The organism is Armatimonadota bacterium, assembly GCA_013359125.1.
In the GTDB taxonomy this organism is placed as follows: domain Bacteria; phylum Armatimonadota; class Fimbriimonadia; order Fimbriimonadales; family GBS-DC; genus JABWCR01.
On record JABWCR010000033.1, the window covers coordinates 1 to 22,286 of the forward strand.

At 60.3% G+C, this 22,286-nt stretch carries 18 protein-coding genes; 9 read left to right on the forward strand and 9 right to left on the reverse strand.

Features of this window, described 5'->3' with window-relative positions; translation table 11 throughout:
- Nucleotides 1–340: 340 nt before the first annotated feature.
- Entirely contained in the window at nucleotides 341–1,039 is a 699-nt protein-coding gene (locus tag HUU60_12190; protein ID NUL83462.1) for a LamG domain-containing protein, read from the reverse strand.
- A 1-nt stretch (nucleotide 1,040) separates the two neighbouring features.
- Entirely contained in the window at nucleotides 1,041–1,466 is a 426-nt protein-coding gene (locus HUU60_12195; protein NUL83463.1) for a hypothetical protein, read from the reverse strand.
- Between the two features lie 87 nt (nucleotides 1,467–1,553).
- On the opposite strand from HUU60_12195, the gene msrA reads away from it, so the two are divergent.
- Together msrA and HUU60_12205 are read left to right on the forward strand one after the other, a co-directional pair.
- Nucleotides 1,554–2,165 carry a peptide-methionine (S)-S-oxide reductase MsrA gene (msrA, locus tag HUU60_12200; GenBank protein NUL83464.1) on the forward strand — a complete coding sequence of 204 codons (612 nt, stop codon included), beginning with the start codon at nucleotides 1,554–1,556 and terminating at the stop codon, nucleotides 2,163–2,165.
- A 71-nt stretch (nucleotides 2,166–2,236) separates the two neighbouring features.
- The gene (locus tag HUU60_12205) at nucleotides 2,237–3,466 is read left to right on the forward strand and encodes a GAF domain-containing sensor histidine kinase (protein NUL83465.1); all 1,230 of its coding nucleotides are present in this window, start codon (nucleotides 2,237–2,239) and stop codon (nucleotides 3,464–3,466) included.
- Here HUU60_12205 and HUU60_12210 read toward each other — a convergent pair.
- Nucleotides 3,463–4,200, reverse strand: coding sequence for a hypothetical protein (locus HUU60_12210; GenBank protein ID NUL83466.1), 738 nt, complete (start codon nucleotides 4,198–4,200; stop codon nucleotides 3,463–3,465). The genes HUU60_12205 and HUU60_12210 overlap by 4 nt on opposite strands.
- A gap of 271 nt (nucleotides 4,201–4,471) precedes the next feature.
- On the opposite strand from HUU60_12210, the gene HUU60_12215 reads away from it, so the two are divergent.
- The 3 genes from HUU60_12215 to HUU60_12225 all read left to right on the forward strand — a co-directional run bounded on the left by HUU60_12215 (nucleotide 4,472) and on the right by HUU60_12225 (nucleotide 10,841).
- Complete coding sequence (locus tag HUU60_12215) at nucleotides 4,472–5,515, forward strand: NAD(P)-dependent oxidoreductase (GenBank protein ID NUL83467.1); 1,044 nt, start codon at nucleotides 4,472–4,474, stop codon at nucleotides 5,513–5,515.
- A 932-nt stretch (nucleotides 5,516–6,447) separates the two neighbouring features.
- On the forward strand, nucleotides 6,448–9,339 hold the full coding sequence (locus tag HUU60_12220) for a DUF1929 domain-containing protein (protein NUL83468.1): 2,892 nt from the start codon (nucleotides 6,448–6,450) through the stop codon (nucleotides 9,337–9,339).
- 2 nt (nucleotides 9,340–9,341) lie between these two features.
- Nucleotides 9,342–10,841, forward strand: coding sequence for a hypothetical protein (locus HUU60_12225; GenBank protein ID NUL83469.1), 1,500 nt, complete (start codon nucleotides 9,342–9,344; stop codon nucleotides 10,839–10,841).
- Nucleotides 10,842–10,847: 6 nt separating this feature from the next.
- On the opposite strand, the gene HUU60_12230 is transcribed toward HUU60_12225, so the two are convergent.
- From HUU60_12230 to HUU60_12250, 5 genes are all read right to left on the reverse strand, one after another.
- Nucleotides 10,848–11,867: a hypothetical protein gene (locus HUU60_12230; protein NUL83470.1), complete on the reverse strand. Its 1,020-nt coding sequence runs from the start codon at nucleotides 11,865–11,867 to the stop codon at nucleotides 10,848–10,850.
- Nucleotides 11,868–11,877: 10 nt separating this feature from the next.
- On the reverse strand, nucleotides 11,878–12,354 hold the full coding sequence (locus HUU60_12235; protein NUL83471.1) for a zf-HC2 domain-containing protein: 477 nt from the start codon (nucleotides 12,352–12,354) through the stop codon (nucleotides 11,878–11,880).
- Nucleotides 12,355–12,424: 70 nt separating this feature from the next.
- Entirely contained in the window at nucleotides 12,425–13,021 is a 597-nt protein-coding gene (locus HUU60_12240; GenBank protein NUL83472.1) for a sigma-70 family RNA polymerase sigma factor, read from the reverse strand.
- 47 nt (nucleotides 13,022–13,068) lie between these two features.
- Nucleotides 13,069–14,826: a DNA mismatch repair endonuclease MutL gene (gene mutL / locus HUU60_12245; protein NUL83473.1), complete on the reverse strand. Its 1,758-nt coding sequence runs from the start codon at nucleotides 14,824–14,826 to the stop codon at nucleotides 13,069–13,071.
- A gap of 291 nt (nucleotides 14,827–15,117) precedes the next feature.
- A complete protein-coding gene (locus tag HUU60_12250; protein ID NUL83474.1) occupies nucleotides 15,118–16,617 on the reverse strand; it encodes an aldehyde dehydrogenase family protein in 1,500 nt (499 codons plus the stop codon).
- A gap of 149 nt (nucleotides 16,618–16,766) precedes the next feature.
- Between HUU60_12250 and HUU60_12255 the strand changes: the two genes are divergently transcribed.
- From HUU60_12255 to HUU60_12270, 4 genes are all read left to right on the forward strand, one after another.
- Nucleotides 16,767–17,636 carry a bile acid:sodium symporter family protein gene (locus tag HUU60_12255; protein ID NUL83475.1) on the forward strand — a complete coding sequence of 290 codons (870 nt, stop codon included), beginning with the start codon at nucleotides 16,767–16,769 and terminating at the stop codon, nucleotides 17,634–17,636.
- A 924-nt stretch (nucleotides 17,637–18,560) separates the two neighbouring features.
- On the forward strand, nucleotides 18,561–19,115 hold the full coding sequence (locus HUU60_12260; GenBank protein NUL83476.1) for a sigma-70 family RNA polymerase sigma factor: 555 nt from the start codon (nucleotides 18,561–18,563) through the stop codon (nucleotides 19,113–19,115).
- A complete protein-coding gene (locus tag HUU60_12265; GenBank protein ID NUL83477.1) occupies nucleotides 19,112–21,277 on the forward strand; it encodes an ABC transporter ATP-binding protein in 2,166 nt (721 codons plus the stop codon). Before HUU60_12260 ends, HUU60_12265 begins: the two co-directional genes overlap by 4 nt.
- Nucleotides 21,274–21,744, forward strand: coding sequence for a DUF1854 domain-containing protein (locus HUU60_12270; protein NUL83478.1), 471 nt, complete (start codon nucleotides 21,274–21,276; stop codon nucleotides 21,742–21,744). The genes HUU60_12265 and HUU60_12270 overlap by 4 nt, the downstream gene beginning before the upstream one ends.
- A 230-nt stretch (nucleotides 21,745–21,974) precedes the next feature.
- Here HUU60_12270 and HUU60_12275 read toward each other — a convergent pair.
- Nucleotides 21,975–22,286 (reverse strand): hypothetical protein (locus HUU60_12275; GenBank protein NUL83479.1); only part of this gene is annotated, 312 nt, incomplete at its 5' end.

Genomic DNA, 22,286 nt, shown 5'->3' on the forward strand with positions numbered 1-22,286 from the left:
CCCCTCCCTAAACTCGCCAGAGTTTGGGGAGGGGATACAGGGGAGGGGCACAATCGCCCGAGATAGACCGATGTTCGCCATTGAGACAGATTGGGCGCTCGTCCTCCCGGCTCGCGGGGACGCTCGCCCTCCTTGTTGGCTTCGGCTCGCGGGGACGCTCGCCCTCCCGGTTGTTGGCTTTGGCTCGCGGGGACGCTCGCCCTCCCGGCTCGCGAGGACGCTCGCCCTCCCGGCTCGCGGGGACGCTCGTCCTCCCGGCTCGCGGGGACGCTCGCCCTCCTTGTTGGCTTCGGCTCGCGGGGACGCTCGCCCTCCCGGCTCGCGGGACGCTCGCCCTCCCTTACAGCCACCCGTCGCGCCAGCGCCACAGCGGGCCAAAGAGAGTCCCTGCGCCGCCCGATCCGGTCAGGTTCGCGATCGAGCCTCCGTTCCCCTCGTTGCATCGCCAATACCGAACCAGCCCCGGCTCCGTGCCCATGAGTCGCTGACGCATCAGCCCTTTGATCGTCTGTGCCGGCAAGGCGACGTTCCATATCCGCGCCTCCTGGAGCAGGCCGTGAAGGTACTCTGCCGTGTCTGGCCGTTCCCGTCCGAACGCAACGTCATAGGTCGTCGTGCCGATCGAGCCCGTCTGCGCCGCGCTCGCCACTGGCTCGCCGTTCAGATAGATCATCATGTTCGAACCGTCGTACACTGCGGCGACGCGATACCAGCGCCGCATCGTCAGCGCCGGGCCATAGAGATGGACGACCGTGCCCGACCCGTTTTTCAGGCTAAATCGAATCAGATCGTTGAATGTTATGCCCACCGCCCATCGCCGATTCCATCCGCCGTGCGTGATAAAGTAGCCGTCCGTTGGCGTCGATATGGCCGCGAAGGCGATCTCGACCGTCAAATTGGTCGTAAAGTTGAGATCCGTGGCATTCGGGGCCAGGATGTAGTCGTCCGCGCCGTCAAAGAAGAGCGCGGGAGACCAATCGTTACCGCGCATAGGCTCTATAAGGCTTGTATCGTGCTGAAATCGGTTCGGAATTGCCATTTTAGGTCGCTTTCCTCGCCCGAACGTAGATGTGCTTGTCCGAGCCGACGGCTGTCGGCACGCTGACCTGAATGCGCAGCGTGCTGCCGATCAGCCAACCGGCGATGCGCACCGCACGATTCTGCGCGTTCGGAACCACGAATTGGGCGATCACAGCGTAGTATGTGGAGCCGTAAAGCCCCGACTCTTTGACTTCCAGGGCGATCGTGGCGTCCTGGCCGGTCGCGTTGGCCACAATCAGCAGAATCTCGTTCGAATAGGGGCTTATCGGCGTCAAGTCGCCCGTAGCGCCGGTGGCCGTGCCGTTCGTTATCACCACGTCCACATCGTCAAAGGCGAGCGCGGTCGAGACCTGTTGCCGCACCGGCAGGGGGTTGGCCGTGCTCACATCGACCGTTCGACCGTTTTCTATTACTTTCAAGGACATTCGTCACCTCCGTTTATCTGGCGTCGGCAGCCGAAAATGTCAACCAAGAGGAACTGGAACGGGGCGATCTGCGTTATACTTAAGACAATGAAAGCGCAAGCATTCGCAGTCATCGGAATCGCGTTGATCGTCGGGTTTTCGTGGCAGCCGCAGCGTCAGCACAAGGCTAACACGGTCGGTGTCGACCCGGGCAATGTACGGACGACGACCGAAATCGTAGAATCGGCGGCCAAGCGCGGACATCGGTTGGCGCTCTTCGCCGCTGGGTGATTCTGGGGCATCGAGGCGGAGTTCCGCCGAACCCCGGGCGTTGTGGCAACGGCCGTCGGCTATACGGGCGGCAAAACGGCGAACCCCACGTATCGACAGGTTTGCGGGGGGTACACCGGCCATGCCGAAGCCGTGCTAATCGAATACAACCCGGCCAAGACAAGTTATGCCGCACTGCTCAAGAAGCTCTGGTCCTTGCACGATGCCGCGGGTCCTCAGCATCCGGCCTACCAATATCGAAGCGCCGTGTTCGCCTTCGACCCGCAGCAGGCCGAGATCGCGACGGAAGTGCGGGACGGATTGCGCAAGCAGGGCCGGCGCATAGACAGTTTGATTGTGCCCGCATCGCGCTTTTGGATGGCCGAGGAGTACCACCAGCAGTACGAGGAGAAAGTCTTAGGCGCAGCCTGCCCCGTGCCCGATCCGTAAGAAGGGACTATCGTCCCGGCTCGGCTCAGGTTTAAGCAGGTAGAATCGGGCTGTAAAGTTGGGCACAGCGCATGGATACCTTGAGCATCGACCGCATTTCCGTAATCCGCTCGGTTACAGAAGAGCTCTTCACCGCCCTTGGGTTTGAGGAGCGCCTGCGCCGCATTCTGGAAATTGCCATGAGAAGCGCGGACGCTGAGGGCGGCACCATCTTTCTGCACGACCCGGCCTCCAATTCACTGGTCTTTCGGTACGTTGTGGGCGAGCGCGCAAACGAGCTGATCGGCAAGCGGATCGACGCTGACATGGGCAAGGCGGGCAAGGTTCTTCGTACGGGCGAGGCCGAACTGACGCCGAACGCCGAGTCGGACACCGAGGTCAACCGCAAGGTCGGCGCTTCGATCGGCCGGACCACGCGCGATCTGATCACGGTTCCGTTGCGCTCGCACGGAGAGCCGCCCTTGGGCGTGATGCAGGTGGTCAACAAGCGGCACGGCACGTTTACGGAAGAGGACAAGGCGCTCTTAGAGGTCATCGCCGATGTTGCCGCCATGGCGCTCAGAAACGCGGAGCTGGCTAGAGACGCAGAACTGGCGCACCTGGGACAGACTTTGGGAAGCCTGTCGCACGACCTCAAGAACAAGGTCTTTGCCATCGTCGGATGGCTGGACACGATCGGGCCCGAGATCGATGAGGTCCGAGAGAAAGCGCCCGAAGCGTATCCCAATATTCTGGAAGCGTTAGCCGCCATACGGGGCGCGGCCACCGATGTGCACCACTACACTAAGCTGATCGCAGACGCCGTGCGAGGCACCGTATCGGAAATCAACCTCCAGCCGACCAACTTCTCCGATATGGCGGAACAGGCGGTCGCGCGAAAGTCAGCCGACGCACGGATGCGAGGCGTGAAGATCGTGCCCGACATCGAACCGACGGACGAAGCGATGATGGACCGCGTTTACATCAACAGCCTGTTAGAGAACTTGATCCACAACGCGATCGAGGCCGCCTCGCCAGCAGGCACAGTGTTCGTAACCGTTCGCCAATGCCCGCCGGGCGCCTTCCTAGAGGGCGACTGTGTGATGTTGGAAGTAAGGGACACGGGCAAAGGAATGCCCGACCATAAACTTCAAGAGATCTTAGAGGGTCGCGCGGTCAGTTCCAAGGCCAACGGCAGCGGATTGGGCACTCGAATCATCCGCAAGGCGATTTTGGCCCACGGCGGACGATGGGAAGGCGAAAGCGAAGAAGGGAGCGGCACAACCTTTCGCATCCGTTTGCCCTTGCGACCAGCGATCTAGTAGTGAACCAAGATGTCGCTGGACACTTCGCTCAATACGTCCCCGCAGGGTGTCGTCTTGTAAGTCCAGGCCCTCAACACAACCCGGTAGGCGCCGAATCCGCTCGGTGGCAATATGACGGTCATCGGTCGCACGATCAATCCTGTGTCTCTGCCGGCGGTAAAGATGTCAACGGTCTTGGGCTGTTCCAGGGCAACTAGCTTTCCAATTGCAAAGAGACTGATCGTCTGCGGGTCGTGGTCAGGCGATTCGAGCGTTATGTTGACACTGAACGGCTTGCCGCTATAGTAGTGCGAAGTCATAGAACTTGGGCCTTCCAAGGGAACGGCTTGCACCGACACAATACCCACATGGCTGGATATATTGCTACGATCGACGCGCGCCTGATCGAGCCAGAAGTTCCCTATAGCGGTCTTGTAAGGAAACGCTTGGGCGGTCGCCTTGACGCCGAACTTCAGGCTATTGCTGGGCGGCTGAAAGGCGAACGTTATGTTGGTAACCCCGGCGTAATCCGCCGTAATTGCGCTAGGAGCATCGATCAGATAGGTCTCGGGCGCCACATACGCGGCTACGGCTTCAACGGCGTACTCCAGCTTTATGGGCACCGTCTCGCCCAGGCCGAGAGGCCGATTTAGATGAATGGTGAGCGTTACCGTCATGGTATCGGCGTCTACGCTGGCAGAGACATGTGTAACAAAAGTGGGCGGCGCTGCGAACTCGTCAAAGTGGCTCATCCCTAATCTCCCTTGCTCCTGAGTTGATTATTCAACATAGAGAGACTAATTCCTTCGCCGCTTTGCTACATTTTCGGCACGGCGAGCATTAAGAGGATAACAAGCGAAAACGGTACATCAAACGGAAACTCCTCCCGAATCAGGGGCCGGCGATCTTTGGATCGCCGGCCCCTGATTCACTTTGTGGGCTCAGTCCGCTTAGTTCGCGCCATGCCGCGCAAGAACTCGCCAAACAGGCCCAATCGCTGAGCGCAGGTACAATGCGTTTGGCATGCGAGCATTGATTACGGGCGGGGCGGGATTCTTGGGGCTGCACGCGGCCAACGGCTTTCACCAACGGGGCGCCGAGGTCGAACTGTTAGACATTGCAGAGATCGACCCGAGCGAGTACCCCGAAGGCATTGTGCTGCACAAAGTGGACGTGCGCGACTCCGAAGCCATGGGCAAAGTTGTTGCCCATGGCCGATACGACGCCATCGTCCACGGCGCGGCCGCGCTGCCCTTGTGGAAGAAAGAGGATATTTTCACCACCAATGTGGACGGCACGCGGCGAGTATTGGAAGCGGCCGTTAAACACGCCGTCCCGCGGGTCGTCTTCATCGGCTCGACCGCAGTCTATGGCGTGCCCGAAAAGCACCCGATCTACGAGGACGACCCCTTGCAAGGCGTTGGCCCCTATGGCGAGAGCAAGATTCTGGCCGAGCGCGTTTGCTTGGAGTTTAGAGAGCAGGGCCGCTGCGTGCCCATCATTCGACCCAAAACCTTCATCGGTCCGGCGCGATTGGGCATCTTTCAGGTGCTGTACGATTGGGCGAACGACGGCAAACGCATACCCATGATCGGCAAAGGAGACAACCGCTATCAACTTTTGGACGTGGCCGACCTGGTCGAGGCCATCTGGCTGGCGACGACTGCCGAATTGGAAGCGGCGAACGATACCTTCAACGTAGGCGCCGAGCGGTTTGGCACGGTGCGAGAAGACCTGCAGGCGCTGTGCGACTTTGCACAGTCCGGCGCTCGTCCCGCGGGCTTCCCGGCCGGTCCGGTCAAGGCGATCCTGCGAATGGCAGAGATACTGAAGCTTTCGCCGCTCTACAAGTGGATCTATGCGACCGCCGACCGCGATTCGTTCGTGTCGGTCGAGAAAATCAAGGAGCGGTTGGGCTGGTCGGCTCGATACAGCAACGCCGAGGCGCTGATCCGGTCGTACCAGTGGTTCTTGGAGCACAAGTCAGAGTTACAAGGTGCGTCGGGAATAACCCATCGCACGGCCTGGAACCAAGGCATCCTCAAACTCTTCAAGCGCTTTATGTAGCAAGAACGTCGGGACTGCTCCGTCCTTGGAATGCGCCGGCGAGCCGAAGCGCTCCGGGAGTGATTCGTGCTCGATTTTGTGCTACATTTTCGCAGATTCCCGTTCGTTCGTTGCGCGTGTGGGAGTCCGATCGTCCGGAACGCCCGGCTTTTGCCTGGCCGACGTTTCCTAAGCCTCCGCATCCGGCTGTATCAATGTGGAGGCGGTCGCCGAGATGTTGCAGGAGGCCGCCAAAGCTCCGCCCGAGTTCCCAGATTAGAAGCCCTTAGGGAGTTCTTTTTGTCCTGGGACTTTGGCCGGCTCGATTGCCGAACGGGATTTTTTCGAAATGTAGCACAACTTTGAGTGCGAATTTTCCTAACCCTCCACACCCGCCGTTCGGTGCGGAGGGTCTAGGACCTCGGCTCGCGATCTCTGGACCTCGTCCGTCTTCAGTCCCCTCCCCAAACGCGGAGCGTTTGGGGAGGGGATATAGGGGAGGGACGCCTTTCGTTCTATCGGGATCCCTCAACAACCGTTCGAACCAGACTGGGCGAGCCGAGGCTAGCCCAGTTGACTTTTCAAGACGGTATCTCCACACCCGCAGGTGTGGAGGGTTCTGCTTGGGGCGAAACGGCGTATAATAGGTTGGCCGTGTTATCGTAGCGAGAGTTGGGGCGTGCGGCGGGTTGGGCCGGGCGGAAGGTTCCGGGGGGGCCGGCGGGACGCCGGCGGTACTTTGACGGCGAGGCGGAAGGTTCCAGGGGCCGGCGGGACGCCGGCGGTACTTTGACGGCGAGGCGGAAGGTTCCGGGGGGCCGGCGGGACGCCGGCGGTACTTTGACGGCGAGGCGGAAGGTTCCGGGGGGCCGGCGGGGGGCCGGCGGGACTTTGACGGCGAGGCGGAAGGTTCCAGTTCAGAGGCGACAGAATCGTTGGACAGGAGGATGCAGATGTTGAACAAAGCGTTTCTGAATGATCGCTGTTCGCAGTATATCCACCCCCCCGGCTTTGGGCTGAGCGCCGGGGATCGACCGGGTAGCGCCTTAAACAAAAAGGCCGGATTTGCATCGACCTCTATCAAGATGCTCTCGACCCTCGCTTTGATCTTCGCATTTGTCGCCCAGCCGCCGTCCGCCCCCGCCCAGCCGACCGAACTGACCGAAGGCAAGTGGAAGTTTATCGAAGTACCGGACAGTCCGTACCAGAGCGCCCGACCGGTGCGATGGCGGGAGCATCCGTTGGGCCTCGTGGAACCGATGACCCACGATGTCTTCAAGAACCCCAAGGACTACGCTTGCTTTCACAACAACAGCAGCGCGTATCCTGAGATCAGGGATACCTTTGGGGTTCACGCCGCATTGTTGCCATTGCGCATGAAGTTGACGGACGAGAGCCAGTTCGAGGAGCGCGGCACGGTATTCTTGATGGGACGCGGATATCAAATTGCCTCGGGCAGTCCGCCCTTGAACCGCGTGTCGTTCAATAGCTTCTTGCTTTGGCGGCATCCGTGGCAGGGCAGCGGTCAAACGCGAAACGCCTTTGGCTTTGCGGGCTATACGCGAGACGCCGTTACAAACGAGTCGCAGGAATCCAGCTTGTACATATCCTCGTCGAACCTCTTTTGCTCCGGCCATGTCCTGCTCGGCGATGGCCGTCTGATGGTCGTAGGCGGCACCTACATCGAGCCGGGCTCCGGCTCTCAACCGGCTCACGGCTTGCGATCCCTGTTCGCGTTCTGTTTGGAGGATTGGCGGCACAAGGCCGATCAAGAAACCAGCGCCCAGGGCGGATGGGAAGGCACGCCCTACGATCCGCAACTGCCGCCTTACTACCCCACGATGCCAGAAATGAACGAAAAGCGCTGGTATTCAACGCCGCTCTTGCTGCAGAATGGCAAGGTTCTCATAGTTGGCGGCATCGACAAGACGAGCGGATCGACCCAGTGCAACGAGCAGAGCGATCCGACGACCAAGCGGTACACGACGACCTATCAGCTCTACAACCCGGTCAGCAATCAGATCGAGCTCACCAAGCCGTTCAACACGGCTTCCTGCACCGGGCAGAACAGCGAGGCGTTCCAGTTGTTCGACGACCACCGAAGAGTCCTTGGCGACGAATATCCTCGACTGCATCTGGCGTCGTATATGAAAGATACGGCGATAGCGAGCAAAACGGTTTACGCCGGACCGTTTCGTCCGTCGTTTCTGCTAAACACCGACGACTGCGACCCGAACGACTGGCTGTGGAAGGCGAAAGATCATACTGCAGAGCCCAATCGATTTGGCGGCGCGTCCGTGCTCATGCCGCGGATCGGTCCGGGGACGCTCAACCCTTCTTCGGCCTCGTTGCAGGTTCTGAGCCAGGTTATGCGCGTCGGGGGCACGGATCACGACGAAAACGAACGCGACCCGTGGACCGGCGGCGACTTTGCTTCTCTGTTCACCTATAGCCATAGCGCCTCGAGCCAGGAGCACCAAGTCGCCATCTCGCGCCAGATGATGGCGAGCTACGAGCGCACAGGCGGCAAGCACGCGAGCGCGGTGTTGTTGCCGAACGGCGCCGTCTTCGTCGCCGGCGGCACGCTCAAGCCGAACGAAGGCGACTGCTGGGACGGGGGGCAGCCTCTGCCCGTTCGTCTCTATGCCGACTGGTTAAACCCGGGCGCGAGCGACAGCGATTGGACGACGGTGCCCTGGGCAGCGCTGGACGATCTGCCGGACAGTGACATCGATGCGGCTTATCAAAACGAGAATCCCAATGTCGGCAAGGGAACGCCGGACGGCGCACGCATGTACCATTCGGCCATGATTCCTTTGCCCGATGGAACCGTTTTGGCAACGGGCACCGACATGGACGGGCTGTATGACCAAGGGATCCCTGGCTATCCCCACCGGTCGGTGCGGAATCTCTATCCGACTATCTATGTTCCTCCGTACCTGTACAAGCAGGACGGCAATCAGGCGGTGCGGATAAACGATGCGACGGACCGACCGAAGATTACGGACACGGCGATGCCGAACAACGAGACCGCCTACTACGGCCAAGCGATCGAGGTCGGCCGTTTTGTTCCTTCGGGCCGCGCGCTTCGGTCGGTGCACCTCTTGCGTCCCAGCACGGCGACCCATTCGGTCAACTTCGATCAGCGGTTGGTGCGATGCTATTTTGAAGACGACGACGAGGAAGACAAGGTCGAGATCACCATGCCTTGGGACCCGCAGATCGCGCCGCCCGGATGGTATATGGTTTTCCTGGTCGATAGCCAAGGCGTCCCTTCGATCGCTAAGTGGGTTCAATTGATTCCGGACCCCCTGTTGGAAGAGCCGTGCGAAGCGCAGTCCGAAATGGAATTCTATCTGGAAGGCTCGGAGGGCGAAGGGGAGGAGACCAACGAAGAGCTGATCGATCTGCCTATAGCGCGCGAGATCTACATGGCGCCCATAAGGGTCGAGATTCGAGGCTGCGACGACGGACGGCTCTGCGGCGTCTATCGGCTCTCGGTGGACGGTTTGGAGCCGGGCGGTTTCGTCCGTTCTCGGCTTCATGCCGGACTTGCGCCGGGAATGTACGACTTCTACGTTAGGCCTCAAGAGGGCTATTTGGGCAAGCGGTTTGCGGCCGAGGTTGCCCGCGGCGGCATCGTTCGGGCATCGTTGCTGTCGGGCGATGTGAACGGGGACAATCGGGTGGACGCGGACGACGTCGCCGCTATGACCGCTCAGACCGGACAGCGATCCGACCGGCGCGCCGGGCAACGGCTCTCGGGCGATCTGAACAAGGACGGCCAGGCGAACGAAGCGGACATGGAGATTCTGCTTCGCAACCTGGGCCGCCAAGGAGACTGATGATGAAACGAATGATCGTCCTATCTGGGCTGTTCGCTCTGTCGACAGCGTCCTTTGCACAAAGCTCGTTCGAACAGGTCTATCGAGTTCAGACAGGCGCTCATGTGGCCGTTAAGTACATCACGGTCGGACCCGGCGCCAGCCTCTTTGCCTCCGCGCCGATCAACGCTGGGTTCGGCCTGATCAAGTACGACGCTCTCGGACGAGAAGTATGGCGTTCCAACGCGCCCCGCCCAGACGTAGTAAACGCCCTTTACGACAACAGTCCGAACAAGCCGACTTTGCTGTCAGACGGCTCCATCGTCCTACCTGGCTTCTGGATGGGGGCAATCCACGACGGCAGAGTGATCCCAATAGACGCGACTCGCATTGCGCTCTTTCGTTCCAATGGCCAACTCGCCTGGTTTCGGGATCAGATTCCGGGGTCGTTCACAGGAGGCGCGCATGAACTCGAAGACAAGAGGGTGGTGCTGGTATTTGGGCCTTGGAGGGGCATGAATCAGCATCGCGGAGACCTAACATCCTGCGTAGCCATTTATGACTTGGAAGGCAATTTGCTGCGGCGCAACTGTCCTCGGTTGAGCCTCTGGATCGAGGGTATCTATTTTGGCGGGATAACGGACTATGGCCGCATAGTGGCCAGCGGCGAGGCCAGGCTCCCATCTGGACAATTTGAAGCTATACGGACGGGGTTTACAACCGAAGGCGACTTCCTTTGGGAGAATGCGGTCGGCTGGAGCGGCTCCAATATTTTTGCTACCGGATCGGTGTTCAAGAACTTATCTGATTCGTTGCACGGTTTTTCGACGCCGGTGCAGTCCGGCAGCGCCCGGTATGCCGATCTACTGGACTCCAACGGCCAGTTGCGCAACCGTATCGCCATCCCCAACCATCCGGACGGAGGCGTGCAGTATCTGGCCGGGCCAAACGGCGAGATCTACATATTTTGGCACGGATTCGACCGACGATACCGCCTGACCGTGCTCGATTCGGACGGATCGACCTTCTTGCGGGAGGTCCTGATCGATCTGCCTTACTCGGCTTACTATGACCGTGGTTTCCATATAGCGCAACCGTACTGGGGCCATCACGGCGACATCTTGATCGCCGCCAACGGGATTCACACGAACAACGATCACACAACGACATGGCACCTTTTTCTTACGCGCCTGAACGCGGACCTCAAGCAGGGCGCCGTAACCGCGGTCAGTCCCTATGAGTTTTTGCCGGTCGGGAGGATCGAATCCGACGGCGCGAACCTGTTTATATCCTTCTCGCCAAGGCATCCGAACACCTGGAGCGAGATCATGCGCTTTCGGGTCGTGGCGACGCGGTACGACGGGGATGTGAACGGAGACGGGTGCACGGACGACGCGGACCTGGCGATGGCGCTGAAGTACTTTGGCCAGGAGACGGACGAAGCCGACTGCGACGGCAACGGCCGCGTGGACGAAGCCGACCTCTACCTGATCGTGCTCAATTTTGGATTAGGGTGCGAGTGAGAGGGGCTATCGCCGACGGGGGGATTCGAACTGAACGTCGCTAACGGAGCGCAGTTGGAAGATTTCCTTGACCTGTTCCGGCGTAAGTTCGCCGACTACCACGGCCATCCGGTCGCCCGATCGATAGGTTGCCACGATGCCGCTGGGCGTCTTATCCGCCATGCAGCCGTCCTTGGCGCGCTCCTTGGTGCGGCGGCAGTCGTCATGAACGATAAATAGCGTGTAGTTGTTCAGCCCGTTGGTGTAGACGCCCGATATTGATTTGTGGTCTCCGCCGCACATGCAGTCGTCCTTGCTGGAGTAGAGCAGGCGGTACGTTGAGGGCGCTTCGTAAGCGTTTAGTCGAGCCTGTTCGGCGCTTGTGAGCGATGCGGGCGCTGGCTTGCGAACAAGTTTCCACCCGGACTGAACTTTGGGCGGTGCGGGCGGCTCGGCGATGGGCGCCAAGGCTCGCCAAGACTGCCTTTGCTCGTCGCGCAGCAGTTTGCCGTCGTAAGAGAGCGTTTGAATTCTTAAGACGGCTTGGTTTTCCGGGTTGATCCAGTATCTTTTTGCGGGAGAGGAGCCGACGCGAGCCTCGACGACGACTGTCTTTGTTCCTTCCCAAGCGTCGTGGCGGATTTGTTCGACGGCTACCTGTTTTTGGAACAGGCTCTTCTGCAGGTTTTCTCGTCGCGCTCGTTCTTGGGGGTCGGGGCGAAGTTCAAAAACAAGCTCCTTCTTGCGCGGGTCGGACCGGATGACGACGTGCTTGTAGACATGGCTGGTCTGGCCGTTGCGCGGTCCGTCCAAATAATCCATGCGGGCGTAGTCGGGATGCGGCTTGTGCACCTTCATCTTATAAGCGTGGCCGCGCTGGCCGAATTGGCTTTCGATGACGACGGTCGTTTCGTAAGTGGCCTTTTTGTCGGCCAGGATTGCATCCTTATACTGCTGGAGGGCGCTCTGTTCGACAAAGGGCTGTCCGCCCGCCATCGCCGCCGTTGCGACGCAGGCCAGGCCGACGCTGAGCAAGGCTGATTTCATCTTTCCGCGCTCAATACCCCGCAAGCTGATAGAACTCGGACGACCCGCTGTTGCCGCCTGTCAGGTAGAGGTGTCGTTGTTCGAAGTTGCCCTTGTTCAGGCCGGCTTCCACAGCGATGTTAGTCGAGGAGTTCGGTGCGGCTCCCGGTCCTGCCAGATAGAACCAAGCGAAAGCGGCCGCAAACCCTGCGGCCAGCGCTCCTCCGCCCAGCCATGCGAATCGAGGCGCCTTGACCTTGGGCCAGAGCGTCCGAGCCTTTTGCCGGGGAAGGCGCGAGTCGATAGCGGACCAGATGTCGGCGGTCGGGGTCAGCGGCGCAAAGTCGCGGCACAGGTCGCCCATCTTTTGATAGGCGGAAAGCTCGGCCTTGCAAGGCGGACAGGCATCCATATGCTCGTTGAAGGACCCGAGTTCTTCTGCGGTCAGATCGCTGTCCAAAAAGTCCGATATGCGTCCGACCGTCTCTTCACAATTCCATCTGCTCATTTCGTTCGTTCACCCATTACAATATGCCGCGTTTGCGCTGCGGTAGTCATTTCGGCTGCTCATCTCTAACTTATCCTTCCACGTAGTCGCTCAAATATCGGCGCATGGCGTCTCTCGCTCTGGACAATCGCGATTTGACGGTGCCGGGCGGTACTTCCAACAATTTTGCCACATCGTCCACGCTCATGTCTTCCAGATAGTGCATCGCGACCACGGCCCGATGGTCGGGCGTCAGGGTCGCCATTGCTTCTAGCACGGCGGCCTGAAGAGTCTTCGATTCCAACTCTTCGAGAGGACTTGCCGACGGGTCCTCTGCTTCCATGGCCATCGATCCGCCTTCCTCATTTTCAAACGGCTGGTCGAGCGATTCGAACCTCACCGTCTGCCTTCGGCGGATCATATCGATCCCTAAATTGACTGCGGTCCTTCTGAGCCAACCATACATATGGCCGTCGGACTGCAACTGGTCCAGCTTGTCGTACGCTCGGACAAAGGCCTCCTGCGTCAAATCTGCCGCATCGGCCGGATTGCCCAACATTCCATAAAGCAACCGGTATAAGCGAGAATGGTACCGTTCGTAAACGGCCTCGAACGCTTCCCGTTCGCCTCGCTGGGCGCGACGGATCAGCTCTCCGTCCGGCAAGGCGTTCAATTCTTGCTTACCCATTAGATAGGAACGTTCCAACCCCCGTCGGGTTCCGTTAGGGCACGATTCTACCGCTTAAACCGGCGCTCTAACTCGTCCCACCCAATTTTGAGCGTGATGGGGCGGCCGTGCGGGCACAGGTAGGGGTTTTCGGTCTTTGCCAGGTCTTGGATCAGTTTGGTCATTTCCGGCAGGTTGAGCGGGTCGCCTGCTTTGACGGCCATCTTGCAGGCGCTCATGATCCAAACTTGGTCTTGGGCCACCGCGATCTTCTTGCCGCCGCTCATTTCGGTCAGTTCTTCGACAATCTCCTTCAGCGATTTCAGGTAGTCCTTGTTGGCCAGCGCGGTCGGCACGCTACGGACGAGATAGGCGCCATCGCCAAAGGGCTCGAGCTCGAATCCCAGGCGAGCGAGTTCGGGCAGGGTTTCTTCCATCATCACGGCGGCTCGGCGGTCCAGTTGCAACGATTGCGGCGCTAACAGATACTGCCGGGGCACGGGCGCGCTGCCCTGATAGCCGGAGAAGAGTTCGTACAAAACCCGTTCGTGGGCGACGTGCTGGTCGATGATCACGATGCCGGACGCCGTGGAGGCGACGATGAACGTCTCTTGCACCTGCCCCAAGATGCGCAGTTCGTCCAGCAGATCGCCAAAAGGCAGGTGGGCGGGCGCCAATTGGGGGTCGGCAAAGGGATCGCTGGGATCGGGCGGCAGGGGGCTTCCCGGCTGTATGCCTGCCGGGCGACCGAACAGCGCGTCCAGTTCTTCCTTGCCGATGCTGGCGCCTTGGTGGGCGAAGGCGAAACTGCGCGGGCGATGCACGACGGCTTCTGGGATCATGCCGTGGTTGAGCAAACCGTTCCGAACTGCATGATAGATGGCATCGAAAACGTCCGATTCCTTGTCGAATTTGACCTCGCTCTTGGCTGGATGGACGTTGGCATCGACTCTGCTGGGATCGGCCTCCAGCATCAGAACGACCGAGGGGTATCGGCGCTCCGGTGTGATGGCTCGGTAGCTTTCGTCCAGCGCGGCCAGCATGGCGCGGTTGCGCGCGGGGCGGCCGTTAACGTAGAACAGTTGGTTCTGGCGCGTGGCTCGCGTAGCATGGGGCGGCGAAACGAGGCCAGTAACGCGGATGCCGTTCCGCGTCTCGTCCAGCTCCACCAGGCTCTTGGCGGTCTCGATGCCCCAAACAGCGGCGACCACGGTGATCAGATCGCTCTGACCAGGGGTAAAGAGAATCTCCTGCCCGCCGTTCAGAAGGCGAAAGGAGACATCGGGCCGGCCGATGGCGTATTTGGCTACGGTTTCCACAATTCTGGCGGTCTCGGTCGCCGGACTTTTGAGAAACTTTAATCTGGCGGGCACGTTGAAAAAGAGATCGAGCGCCTCGACGACGGTACCGACCGGTGCGCCGACGGGTTCGGACAACTCGATGCGGCCGCCCTCTACGACGATTTTGATGCCCGCTTCCGATTCGGCGCTGCGGGTGGTGAGCGTCAAGCGGCTGACGGAGGCGATGCTGGGGAGCGCCTCGCCCCTGAATCCCATTGTGCGGATGGTCTGCAGGTCGTCTGCGGTCTGGATTTTGGAGGTGGCATGGCGCTGAAGGGCGGTGTGGGCGTCTTCCGGGGTCATGCCGCAGCCGTCGTCTTTGACGCGCAACACGCTGCGGCCATCGATTTCGATCTCGATGCGGGCGGCACCGGCGTCGAGGGCGTTTTCGATCAGTTCCTTGATGACGCTGGCGGGACGGTCGATCACCTCTCCGGCGGCGATGCGGTTGATGGTGGAATCGTCGAGCAGGCGAACCTTGGGCATGGGCGTTTCAATCATACCCGGGGGGCGACTTTGTGCGCGCGGGCGATGCCGTTTTGCTACGCCCGCAGGCGCGGCGGGTTTGTCTTCTCTTGGCCGTTGAAGCGTCGAGGGCCGGCGAGGAGGCCAGCGGTACTTGGAGAATTCGTACTCAAAATTGTGCTACATTTTGAAAAAATCCCGTTCGCAAGCCGCTATGGCTCGCGAGGACGCTCGCCCTCCCGGGCGGAGACCCGGAGCACGAACGCCAAGATGCGGGGGCCCGGCGCACGCAAGGGCGCCGGGCCAAGCACCTTACTCGACCTTGGCGCTGAGGCCTTGGGCAAGCAGAATCTCGTTGGCGTGGTTGACGGTGAAGCCGACCTTGTGCGAGACGGCGTCGAACAGACCGGCGGCGCTGGGGTGGCCGTTGCCGCTGGCTTTGACGCCGCCAAAGGGCAGATGCACCTCGGCGCCGATGCTGGGCAGGTTGACATAGCCCACGCCAAAGTCGCAGTTGTCGCGCACGTATCGCCAGTTGCGGTAGCTTTCGGTAATCACCGCGCACGAGAGGCCGTATTTGGTGTCGTTGTAGACATCGACCGCCTCTTGCAGGCTGCCCACGGGGATGATCGCCGTATGGGGGCTGAAGGCCTCCTCTCGCAAGGCAAAGCTGCTGTGCGAGTGGCGCAGGCGATAGACGAACGGCGAGACGAAGTTGCCGTGGCGCAGTTCGCCTTCGGTCAGCCGTCCGCCGCCCACCAGCACCTCGGCGCCCTCTTCTTGCGCCTTTTGGTTGTGGTGCATGAACTTGTTGACGCCGTCCTCGTTGATCAGCGGACCCATAAAGACGTCGGGATCGAAGCCGTCGCCCACGCGCAGGCGCTTGGTCGCGCCGACAAATCGCTCGGTGAACTCGGGCACGCGGCTTTCGTGCACGATCAGCCGATTTGAGGAGACGCATCGCTGGCCGCTGGTTTTGAACGCAGAGAGCACGCCCGCCGGTACTGCGATGTCCATGTTGGCGTCTTCGAGCACGATAACGGCGTTTTTGCCGCCCATCTCGACCGCGCAGAACTTGCGAAGTTCGGCGCAGGTCTTTTCGATGTAGTGCCCGACCGCGTAGGAGCCGGTGAAGAGCACGACGTTGACATGGGCGTTCTTGACCAGCGGGTCGCCGGCTTCCTCGCCCGTTCCGTGCACGATGTTGACCACTCCGGGCGGGAATTTGGCCTCGACGAACAGCTCCATCAGGCGATGGGCGCAGATGGGCGTATCTTCGGACGGCTTGAGGATGACGGTGTTGCCCTCTAACAGCGAGGGGAGCAGCAGCCAAAGGGGGATGGCGACCGGGAAGTTCCACGGCGTGATGGCGGCGACGACGCCTTTGGGTTTGCGCAGGACGTAGGCGTCTTTGTCGGCGATCTCGCTGGAGATGAGATTGCCGTAGGGCAATCGGGCGAGGCCGGCGACGTATTGCGCCATGTGCAGCGCCTCGACCACGTCGGCCCGTCCTTCGTTGATATGCTTGCCGCACTCTTTGGTGCAGAGTTCGGAGAGGGCTTCCAGATCGCGCTTGATCAGTTGGGCAAAGGTATCGATGTATTCGCCGCGTTTGACGCGGGAGGTTCTTCGCCAGGCGTCGAAGGCTTCTGCGGCGGCCTCGCAGGCGGCGTTGACGTCTTCTGCCGAGGATCGGGGCGCTGTGCCGACGATTTCTCTCATATCGGCGGGGTTGATGCTGTCGAATCGCTGGCCGTTAGCGGCTTCTCGCCACTGGCCTCTTATGTAATTTTGGGCTTCTACCGGCCTCATTGTTCGATGCCTCCTAAGGTCGTTTGGGTGTGGCTAGAGTGTACCTGAGGGGGGTGTCCGTCGCAGACAACCAATTACGCCCCATAACGAACCCCAGCCTGCGCGGCGCCGCACAGGGCAAGCAGGCCTTATGGAGAAAGACATAGGCCATGGAAGCCAATGTGTTCACTCAGGTGTTGCTGCCGCTTGCGCTCGCTTTTATCATGTTCGGCATGGGCTTGTCGCTGCAGGGGGCGGACTTTGCGCGCGTCTTTCTGAATCCCAAGGCGGCGGCGGTCGGATTGGTCTGCCAGATGGCGCTGTTGCCGCTCTGCGCCTATCTGTTGACGCTCGCTTGGCCGCTGTCGCCCGCGCTGGCGATGGGGGTTCTCATTTTGGCGGCGTGTCCGGGCGGCCCCACGTCCAACCTGGTCTCGTATCTGGCTCGCGGGGATGTGGCGCTGTCCGTTACGCTCACCGCGGTGAACAGCATGATCGCCTTTGTCACGGCTCCCATCTTGATCAATTTCTTTCTTCAGTCGGTGATGGACGAGGGGCAGGTCGTGCAATTGCCTTTGGTGCGGACGATCGTGCAAATCTTTGGGCTGACGGTTGTGCCCGTGTTGATCGGGATGGCGGTGCGGGGGCGTTTTCCGTCTCTAGCCAGCGCCGCCGAGCGGCCTTTACGGGTGTTATCTATGCTGTTCATCGTCATCGTCGTGGCGGGCGCGGTGTTGCAGGTGCGGGAGCAGCTGCCGGAATTCTTCCGTCAGGCAGGCTTGGCGACGGGGACGCTGAACGTGTTGACAATGCTGCTGGGATATGGCGCAGCGAGGGCTGTCGCTCTGGACAGGCGTCAGTCGGCCACGATCTCTATCGAGGTTGGAATCCAGAACGGCACGATGGCGATCTTTATCGCGACGACCCTTTTGAAACAGCCGGAGATGTCTATCGCGCCCGCCATTTACAGCCTCATCATGTTTGCGACGGGCGGCTGGATGATCTATTGGTTTGGGCGCCGATTGCCCGCGCGGCAGTGAGCGGGGAGGCCGGGGACATCAAGAACGGCTTAGGGCCCGGCGCGATCTCCACAGCGAGGTCGCGGACGCATGGCCCAGCCTCAAGGGATCGATAGCGCTCTAACGCCAGCCCGGAGTCCCTCGACCTATAAGGGATACAAGGGATCGATCGTTATCGGTGGGTCGAACGCTGAGTCTCCACACGATACAGGAGAGGCGTGTTGCAGACGCTGCGCTCGTCCCGGCGTCCTACGGAGGCGGCAGACGTTTTCTATGCTCCCACTGATTCGGCTCGCGGGGACGCTCGCCCTCCCGGGTTGATTCGTACTCAAAATTGTGCTACATTCTCGCAAAAGGCCGTTAAACCCTTGTATCCTTTTGTCCGCATTGTGTCGAGATTCCTGCCTTGCGCCCTCGTCCCTCTCTGAGGACGCCAGGCTGCAGGCTGGTCGACCGGTCTCTCAATGTACCGCCAGCGTCCTCGCCGGCGGATGTTCGGGCCGCCGGGACGGCGGCGGTACTTAGGCTTTCTATACAGGTGCACAGATTCCCGTTTGGCTCGCGGGGAGCCGGAGGCAGACCCTCCGCACCCAACGGCGGGCGCGGCGGGATAGATCAACTTAGACTTTTCCGGCCAGCCCCTTTAGCGCCCAACCCTCCACAATCTATAAGGGCGTCGGACAGGTCGAAAATTGTCGCCAAAGGGCTTGACAAACGCCCCCGGCGACAGGTAGACTGGCGTCCTTAATCTATCAAGGAGGTCGAGCCGATGATCATGACAAAGCGATGGTTTCTAGACTCGGGCAGCCCTACGCCGCTCGCCTCCCAGCACGAGTTCCGCTGAGTTCGGTTTAATCCCCCATAAAGCAGCATCCCAATGGGCGTGCCGGGAAGCCAAAGCCCCCGACATCATTGTTGCCGTTATGACCCCAAAAGGAATGCATTATGGAAGGATTGATAGAACAAGCACGAATCGGAGACCGAAAAGCCAGGCGCGAGCTGTACGAAAGCTTGCGCGAGCGCATCGAGCGCATGGCCAGACACTACGCGCTGCGGTGCGGAGAAGACGCCTGCGACCTGCGACAAGAAGCCTGGCTCGTCGTCTGGGAAAGTTTGCAGACCGTCGATACATCGATCGGCGACCCCAGACAATATCTGCTAAAGCGCGCCAAATGGCGCATGCTCGACTACATTAAGTACAACCGAAGGCGCCGGCACGACGCGTTGGACGGCGCCGAGGATTCGACCTATGGCTGTGCCGAAACCGAAGCCGTCAGCTCGGCGCACTGCACTCAGTTCATCCAAGGACTGACCGCGCGGCAACAGGCGATCGTCCAAAGGCTGTTGGAGGGCGATACCTGGCGCGAAGCGGGCGAGCGGCTCGGATGCACTTCGGCCAATGTCGCGTACCATATACGACAGATACAGAGCGCCTATCATCGATATGATCGCGAACGGGACGAGGAAACGAGCATGGCGACAACCCTGGAGACCGTATGAAGAACCTGACGACGACGGAAGTCGACTCTCGAGCGCTCATTTCGCTCGAGACCGACCTCCTGGACGACGGTCGATATGGATCGAGACGGTTAGAGGTCGATGCCGAGTCGGTCAAAGTGTGGGAGGCCAACGGCGCTCTGGCCTGCAACATTCCTATCGCCGAGATCGCATCCGCGCGCAACGAACCGCTGGTGGGCGGCGGACGGTTGGAAGTCTCCGCTAAAGACGGAGCAATCCTCCCCATCATTAGTTACTCGATGACCCTCGCCGCTCAATTCTCCGAGGCGGCGCGGGGCATCGAGCAGTTGGCCAACGGCCAAGAGCTTTCGATCAATTTGAGCCAAAAGCGCCTAAGGTGCGAAAAGTGCAATCGCCTATTGCCCGAGCGCGACGGCGTCTGCCCGGCCTGCGTCAATCGCGGCAAGACCATGATGCGCATCGCCCGCTTTATGAAGCCCTACCACAAGCCCGCGATCGTGCTGGCGCTGCTCTCGCTGGGGACCACGGCCATAAACCTTCTGCCGCCACTGATCCAAGGCAAGCTGATCGACACCGTGCTGACAGCCAAAGAGGGCGCGAGTTTGCTGTTTGTCCTGGTTGGCGCATGGGCGAGCGCTCTGTTGGTTGGCGCTGCCGTCCAAGTGGCCACCGGACGCACCATCTCCTATTTGGCCGGGCATATAGCCGCAGACTTGAGAAGCGCGGTCTACCAAGCGATCGAGAAGCTCCAGATCGCCTTTTTCGACCGAAAGCAGGTCGGCGCCATCGCTAGCCGCGTTACGCACGATACGGACCGAGTTTGGGGCTTCTTGGTCGAAGGCGTGCCGTACTTCCTGCTCAACGGTCTGCTTCTGATCGGGATCATGGTCTTTCTTGTTTGGACCAGCCCTTTGCTGGCCGTCTGCGTGCTGGCGCCGGCGCCTATCGTGGCGATCATCGGCGCGGCCTTTTGGCGTTCGCTCTCGCAGCGCTTTCACAAGGTCGGACAAAAATGGGCGCGCTTCCACATGCATCTGAACGAGTCGCTCAGCGGCATCCGGGTCGTCAAGGCCTTTGCGCGAGAACAGCACGAGTACGACAAGTTTCTGACCCGCAACTATGAGCTTCGGGACAGCGGCGTAACCGCGGACAAGAGCTGGTACACGATCTTTGGCGCCATGACCTTCTTTACCGGCCTTGGGGCGGTCATCAACTGGCTGGTAGGCGGATACATGGTTTACGAAGGCGCTCTTACTCTCGGCGAGTTCTGGCGCGTCAACGCCTTTCTGGGCTTGATCTACGGCCCGCTCACCTGGTTCGCACAAGTCAACAACTGGTTTTCTCGCGCCATGGCGGGCGCCGAACGAATCTTCGAGATCATCGACGGCGAGACCGAGCGATACGCCGAAGAAGGCGTCAGAAAGGAGATCTCTGGCGAAGTGCGATTCGACAACGTGCGATTCGGCTACGACAAATCGAACCCCGTCATCAAGGGCGCTTCCTTCGTGGCCAAACCAGGCGAGATGATCGGCCTGGTCGGTAAATCCGGCGCGGGAAAATCGACCACTATCAACCTGATCTGCCGATTCTACGAACCCGATTCCGGTTCGATTCTGGTGGATGGCATCGACTATCGCGATTACGCCTTGCAAGACTTTCGCCGCCAAATCGGCGTGGTGCTGCAGGAGCCCTTTCTCTTCAACGGCTCCGTCCGAGAGAACATCGCCTATGGCAAAAAGGGAGCCACGTTAGACGAGGTGATCGAAGCCGCCCGCGCCGCCAACGCGCACGACTTTATCCTTGCTAAGCCCGACGGTTACGACACTCTGGTCGGCGAGCGCGGCGCCAAATTGAGCGGCGGCGAGCGTCAGCGCATCAGCATCGCCCGAGCCATCCTGCACGACCCCAAAATCCTGATTCTGGACGAGGCCACATCGTCGGTCGATGTCGAAACCGAACGACAGATCCAAGAAGCGCTCGGCCGCCTGATCCAAGGCCGCACGACCTTCGCCATCGCGCACAGGCTCTCGACCTTGCGCAACGCCACGCGCCTGATCGTGCTGGAACAAGGCGAGATCGTCGAGACCGGCACCCACGCGGAGCTGATGGAGAAGCAAGGCGTCTTCTATAACCTGGTGCAGGCGCAAAGCGCCATCAACGAGATCATAGGAGTGGGCTTATGAACCCAAGCGAAATAAGGCTTTTCTATCATCCGCGAGACCGCTTGCGCGCGACCATCGGCGACCGATCCTATCCGACGGTCAAACCCGTCTGGGCCGCGCCCCTTTCGCATCCCGAGCAATATCTGGCGCTGCTGGACGGCAAGGACCATGAGATAACGACCCTCAAAGATCCGAGCCAACTGCCGCCCGAAAGCCTGGAAGCGGTCAAGCAAGAGTTGGAGCGGCGATATCTGACCGCCATCGTCCAATCGGTTGGATTGGCCAAAGCCGAGTTCGGCGCAACCTATTGGCACGTCGAAACCGACCGTGGGCCTAAAGACTTTGTAACCCAAAGCCTGCAAGAAAACGCTCAATGGTTGGGCGAACGGCACCTAATGCTGATCGACGTGGACGGCAACCGATTCGAGATCCTGGACATCGCCGAGCTGGACGCCCAGAGCCAAGAAATCCTCGCCAACGCGGTGTAGCGAAGATTTTTGGGCAAACCTGCTTAGCGCCTCTGGATGTTGCCCGCCGTTGGATTGGAGCGCGGCCTTCACGTGCGTCTGACCCACGACATTCATGTACGGGAGGGCGAGCGTCCTCGCGAGCCGAATCATCCCTGTGAAGGGAGATTCGTGCTCAAAATTGTGCTACACATCGAAAAAATCCCGTTCATGCCAAGCGCTGACGAGGCGCCACCCTTCCGAGCGGTCCGCTACCGACAGCCGTAGCCGAAGTATTTGAACGCGATGGAAAGATCGGCGTCGTCCACAATGCCGCCCTTGTCGCGATGGGGATCGTCGGTATCCCGATCCTGACCGTCTATAGACGCCCAGACATCGAACGTCGCGCTCGCCCAGTTCGAGCCGTTCGGCGTCAGCGCGCGCGTTTCTGTAACCGTATGATCCTCGGGGCTCAGGTTGATCCGCCATTCCGAACTCGACTCCCAAACTTTCGTTCCTCCGCACACGAATACCTGACCGGTCGGCAATAGCGTTGCGCTCAGCTGGCGCCCGCTCTCGCCGTC

What these genes read in the sequence shown, in the direction of transcription:
- HUU60_12265 (NUL83477.1), top strand. Translation starts at nt 19,112, where the DNA reads ATGAAGAACCTGACGACGACGGAAGTCGACTCTCGAGCGCTCATTTCG.
- HUU60_12235 (NUL83471.1), bottom strand. Translation starts at nt 12,354, where the DNA reads ATGAGCAGATGGAATTGTGAAGAGACGGTCGGACGCATATCGGACTTT.
- HUU60_12230 (NUL83470.1), bottom strand. Translation starts at nt 11,867, where the DNA reads ATGAAATCAGCCTTGCTCAGCGTCGGCCTGGCCTGCGTCGCAACGGCG.
- mutL (NUL83473.1), bottom strand. Translation starts at nt 14,826, where the DNA reads ATGCCCAAGGTTCGCCTGCTCGACGATTCCACCATCAACCGCATCGCC.
- HUU60_12205 (NUL83465.1), top strand. Translation starts at nt 2,237, where the DNA reads ATGGATACCTTGAGCATCGACCGCATTTCCGTAATCCGCTCGGTTACA.
- HUU60_12195 (NUL83463.1), bottom strand. Translation starts at nt 1,466, where the DNA reads ATGTCCTTGAAAGTAATAGAAAACGGTCGAACGGTCGATGTGAGCACG.
- HUU60_12270 (NUL83478.1), top strand. Translation starts at nt 21,274, where the DNA reads ATGAACCCAAGCGAAATAAGGCTTTTCTATCATCCGCGAGACCGCTTG.
- HUU60_12220 (NUL83468.1), top strand. Translation starts at nt 6,448, where the DNA reads ATGTTGAACAAAGCGTTTCTGAATGATCGCTGTTCGCAGTATATCCAC.
- HUU60_12250 (NUL83474.1), bottom strand. Translation starts at nt 16,617, where the DNA reads ATGAGGCCGGTAGAAGCCCAAAATTACATAAGAGGCCAGTGGCGAGAA.
- HUU60_12225 (NUL83469.1), top strand. Translation starts at nt 9,342, where the DNA reads ATGAAACGAATGATCGTCCTATCTGGGCTGTTCGCTCTGTCGACAGCG.
- HUU60_12255 (NUL83475.1), top strand. Translation starts at nt 16,767, where the DNA reads ATGGAAGCCAATGTGTTCACTCAGGTGTTGCTGCCGCTTGCGCTCGCT.
- HUU60_12215 (NUL83467.1), top strand. Translation starts at nt 4,472, where the DNA reads ATGCGAGCATTGATTACGGGCGGGGCGGGATTCTTGGGGCTGCACGCG.
- HUU60_12260 (NUL83476.1), top strand. Translation starts at nt 18,561, where the DNA reads ATGGAAGGATTGATAGAACAAGCACGAATCGGAGACCGAAAAGCCAGG.
- HUU60_12240 (NUL83472.1), bottom strand. Translation starts at nt 13,021, where the DNA reads ATGGGTAAGCAAGAATTGAACGCCTTGCCGGACGGAGAGCTGATCCGT.
- HUU60_12210 (NUL83466.1), bottom strand. Translation starts at nt 4,200, where the DNA reads ATGAGCCACTTTGACGAGTTCGCAGCGCCGCCCACTTTTGTTACACAT.
- HUU60_12190 (NUL83462.1), bottom strand. Translation starts at nt 1,039, where the DNA reads ATGGCAATTCCGAACCGATTTCAGCACGATACAAGCCTTATAGAGCCT.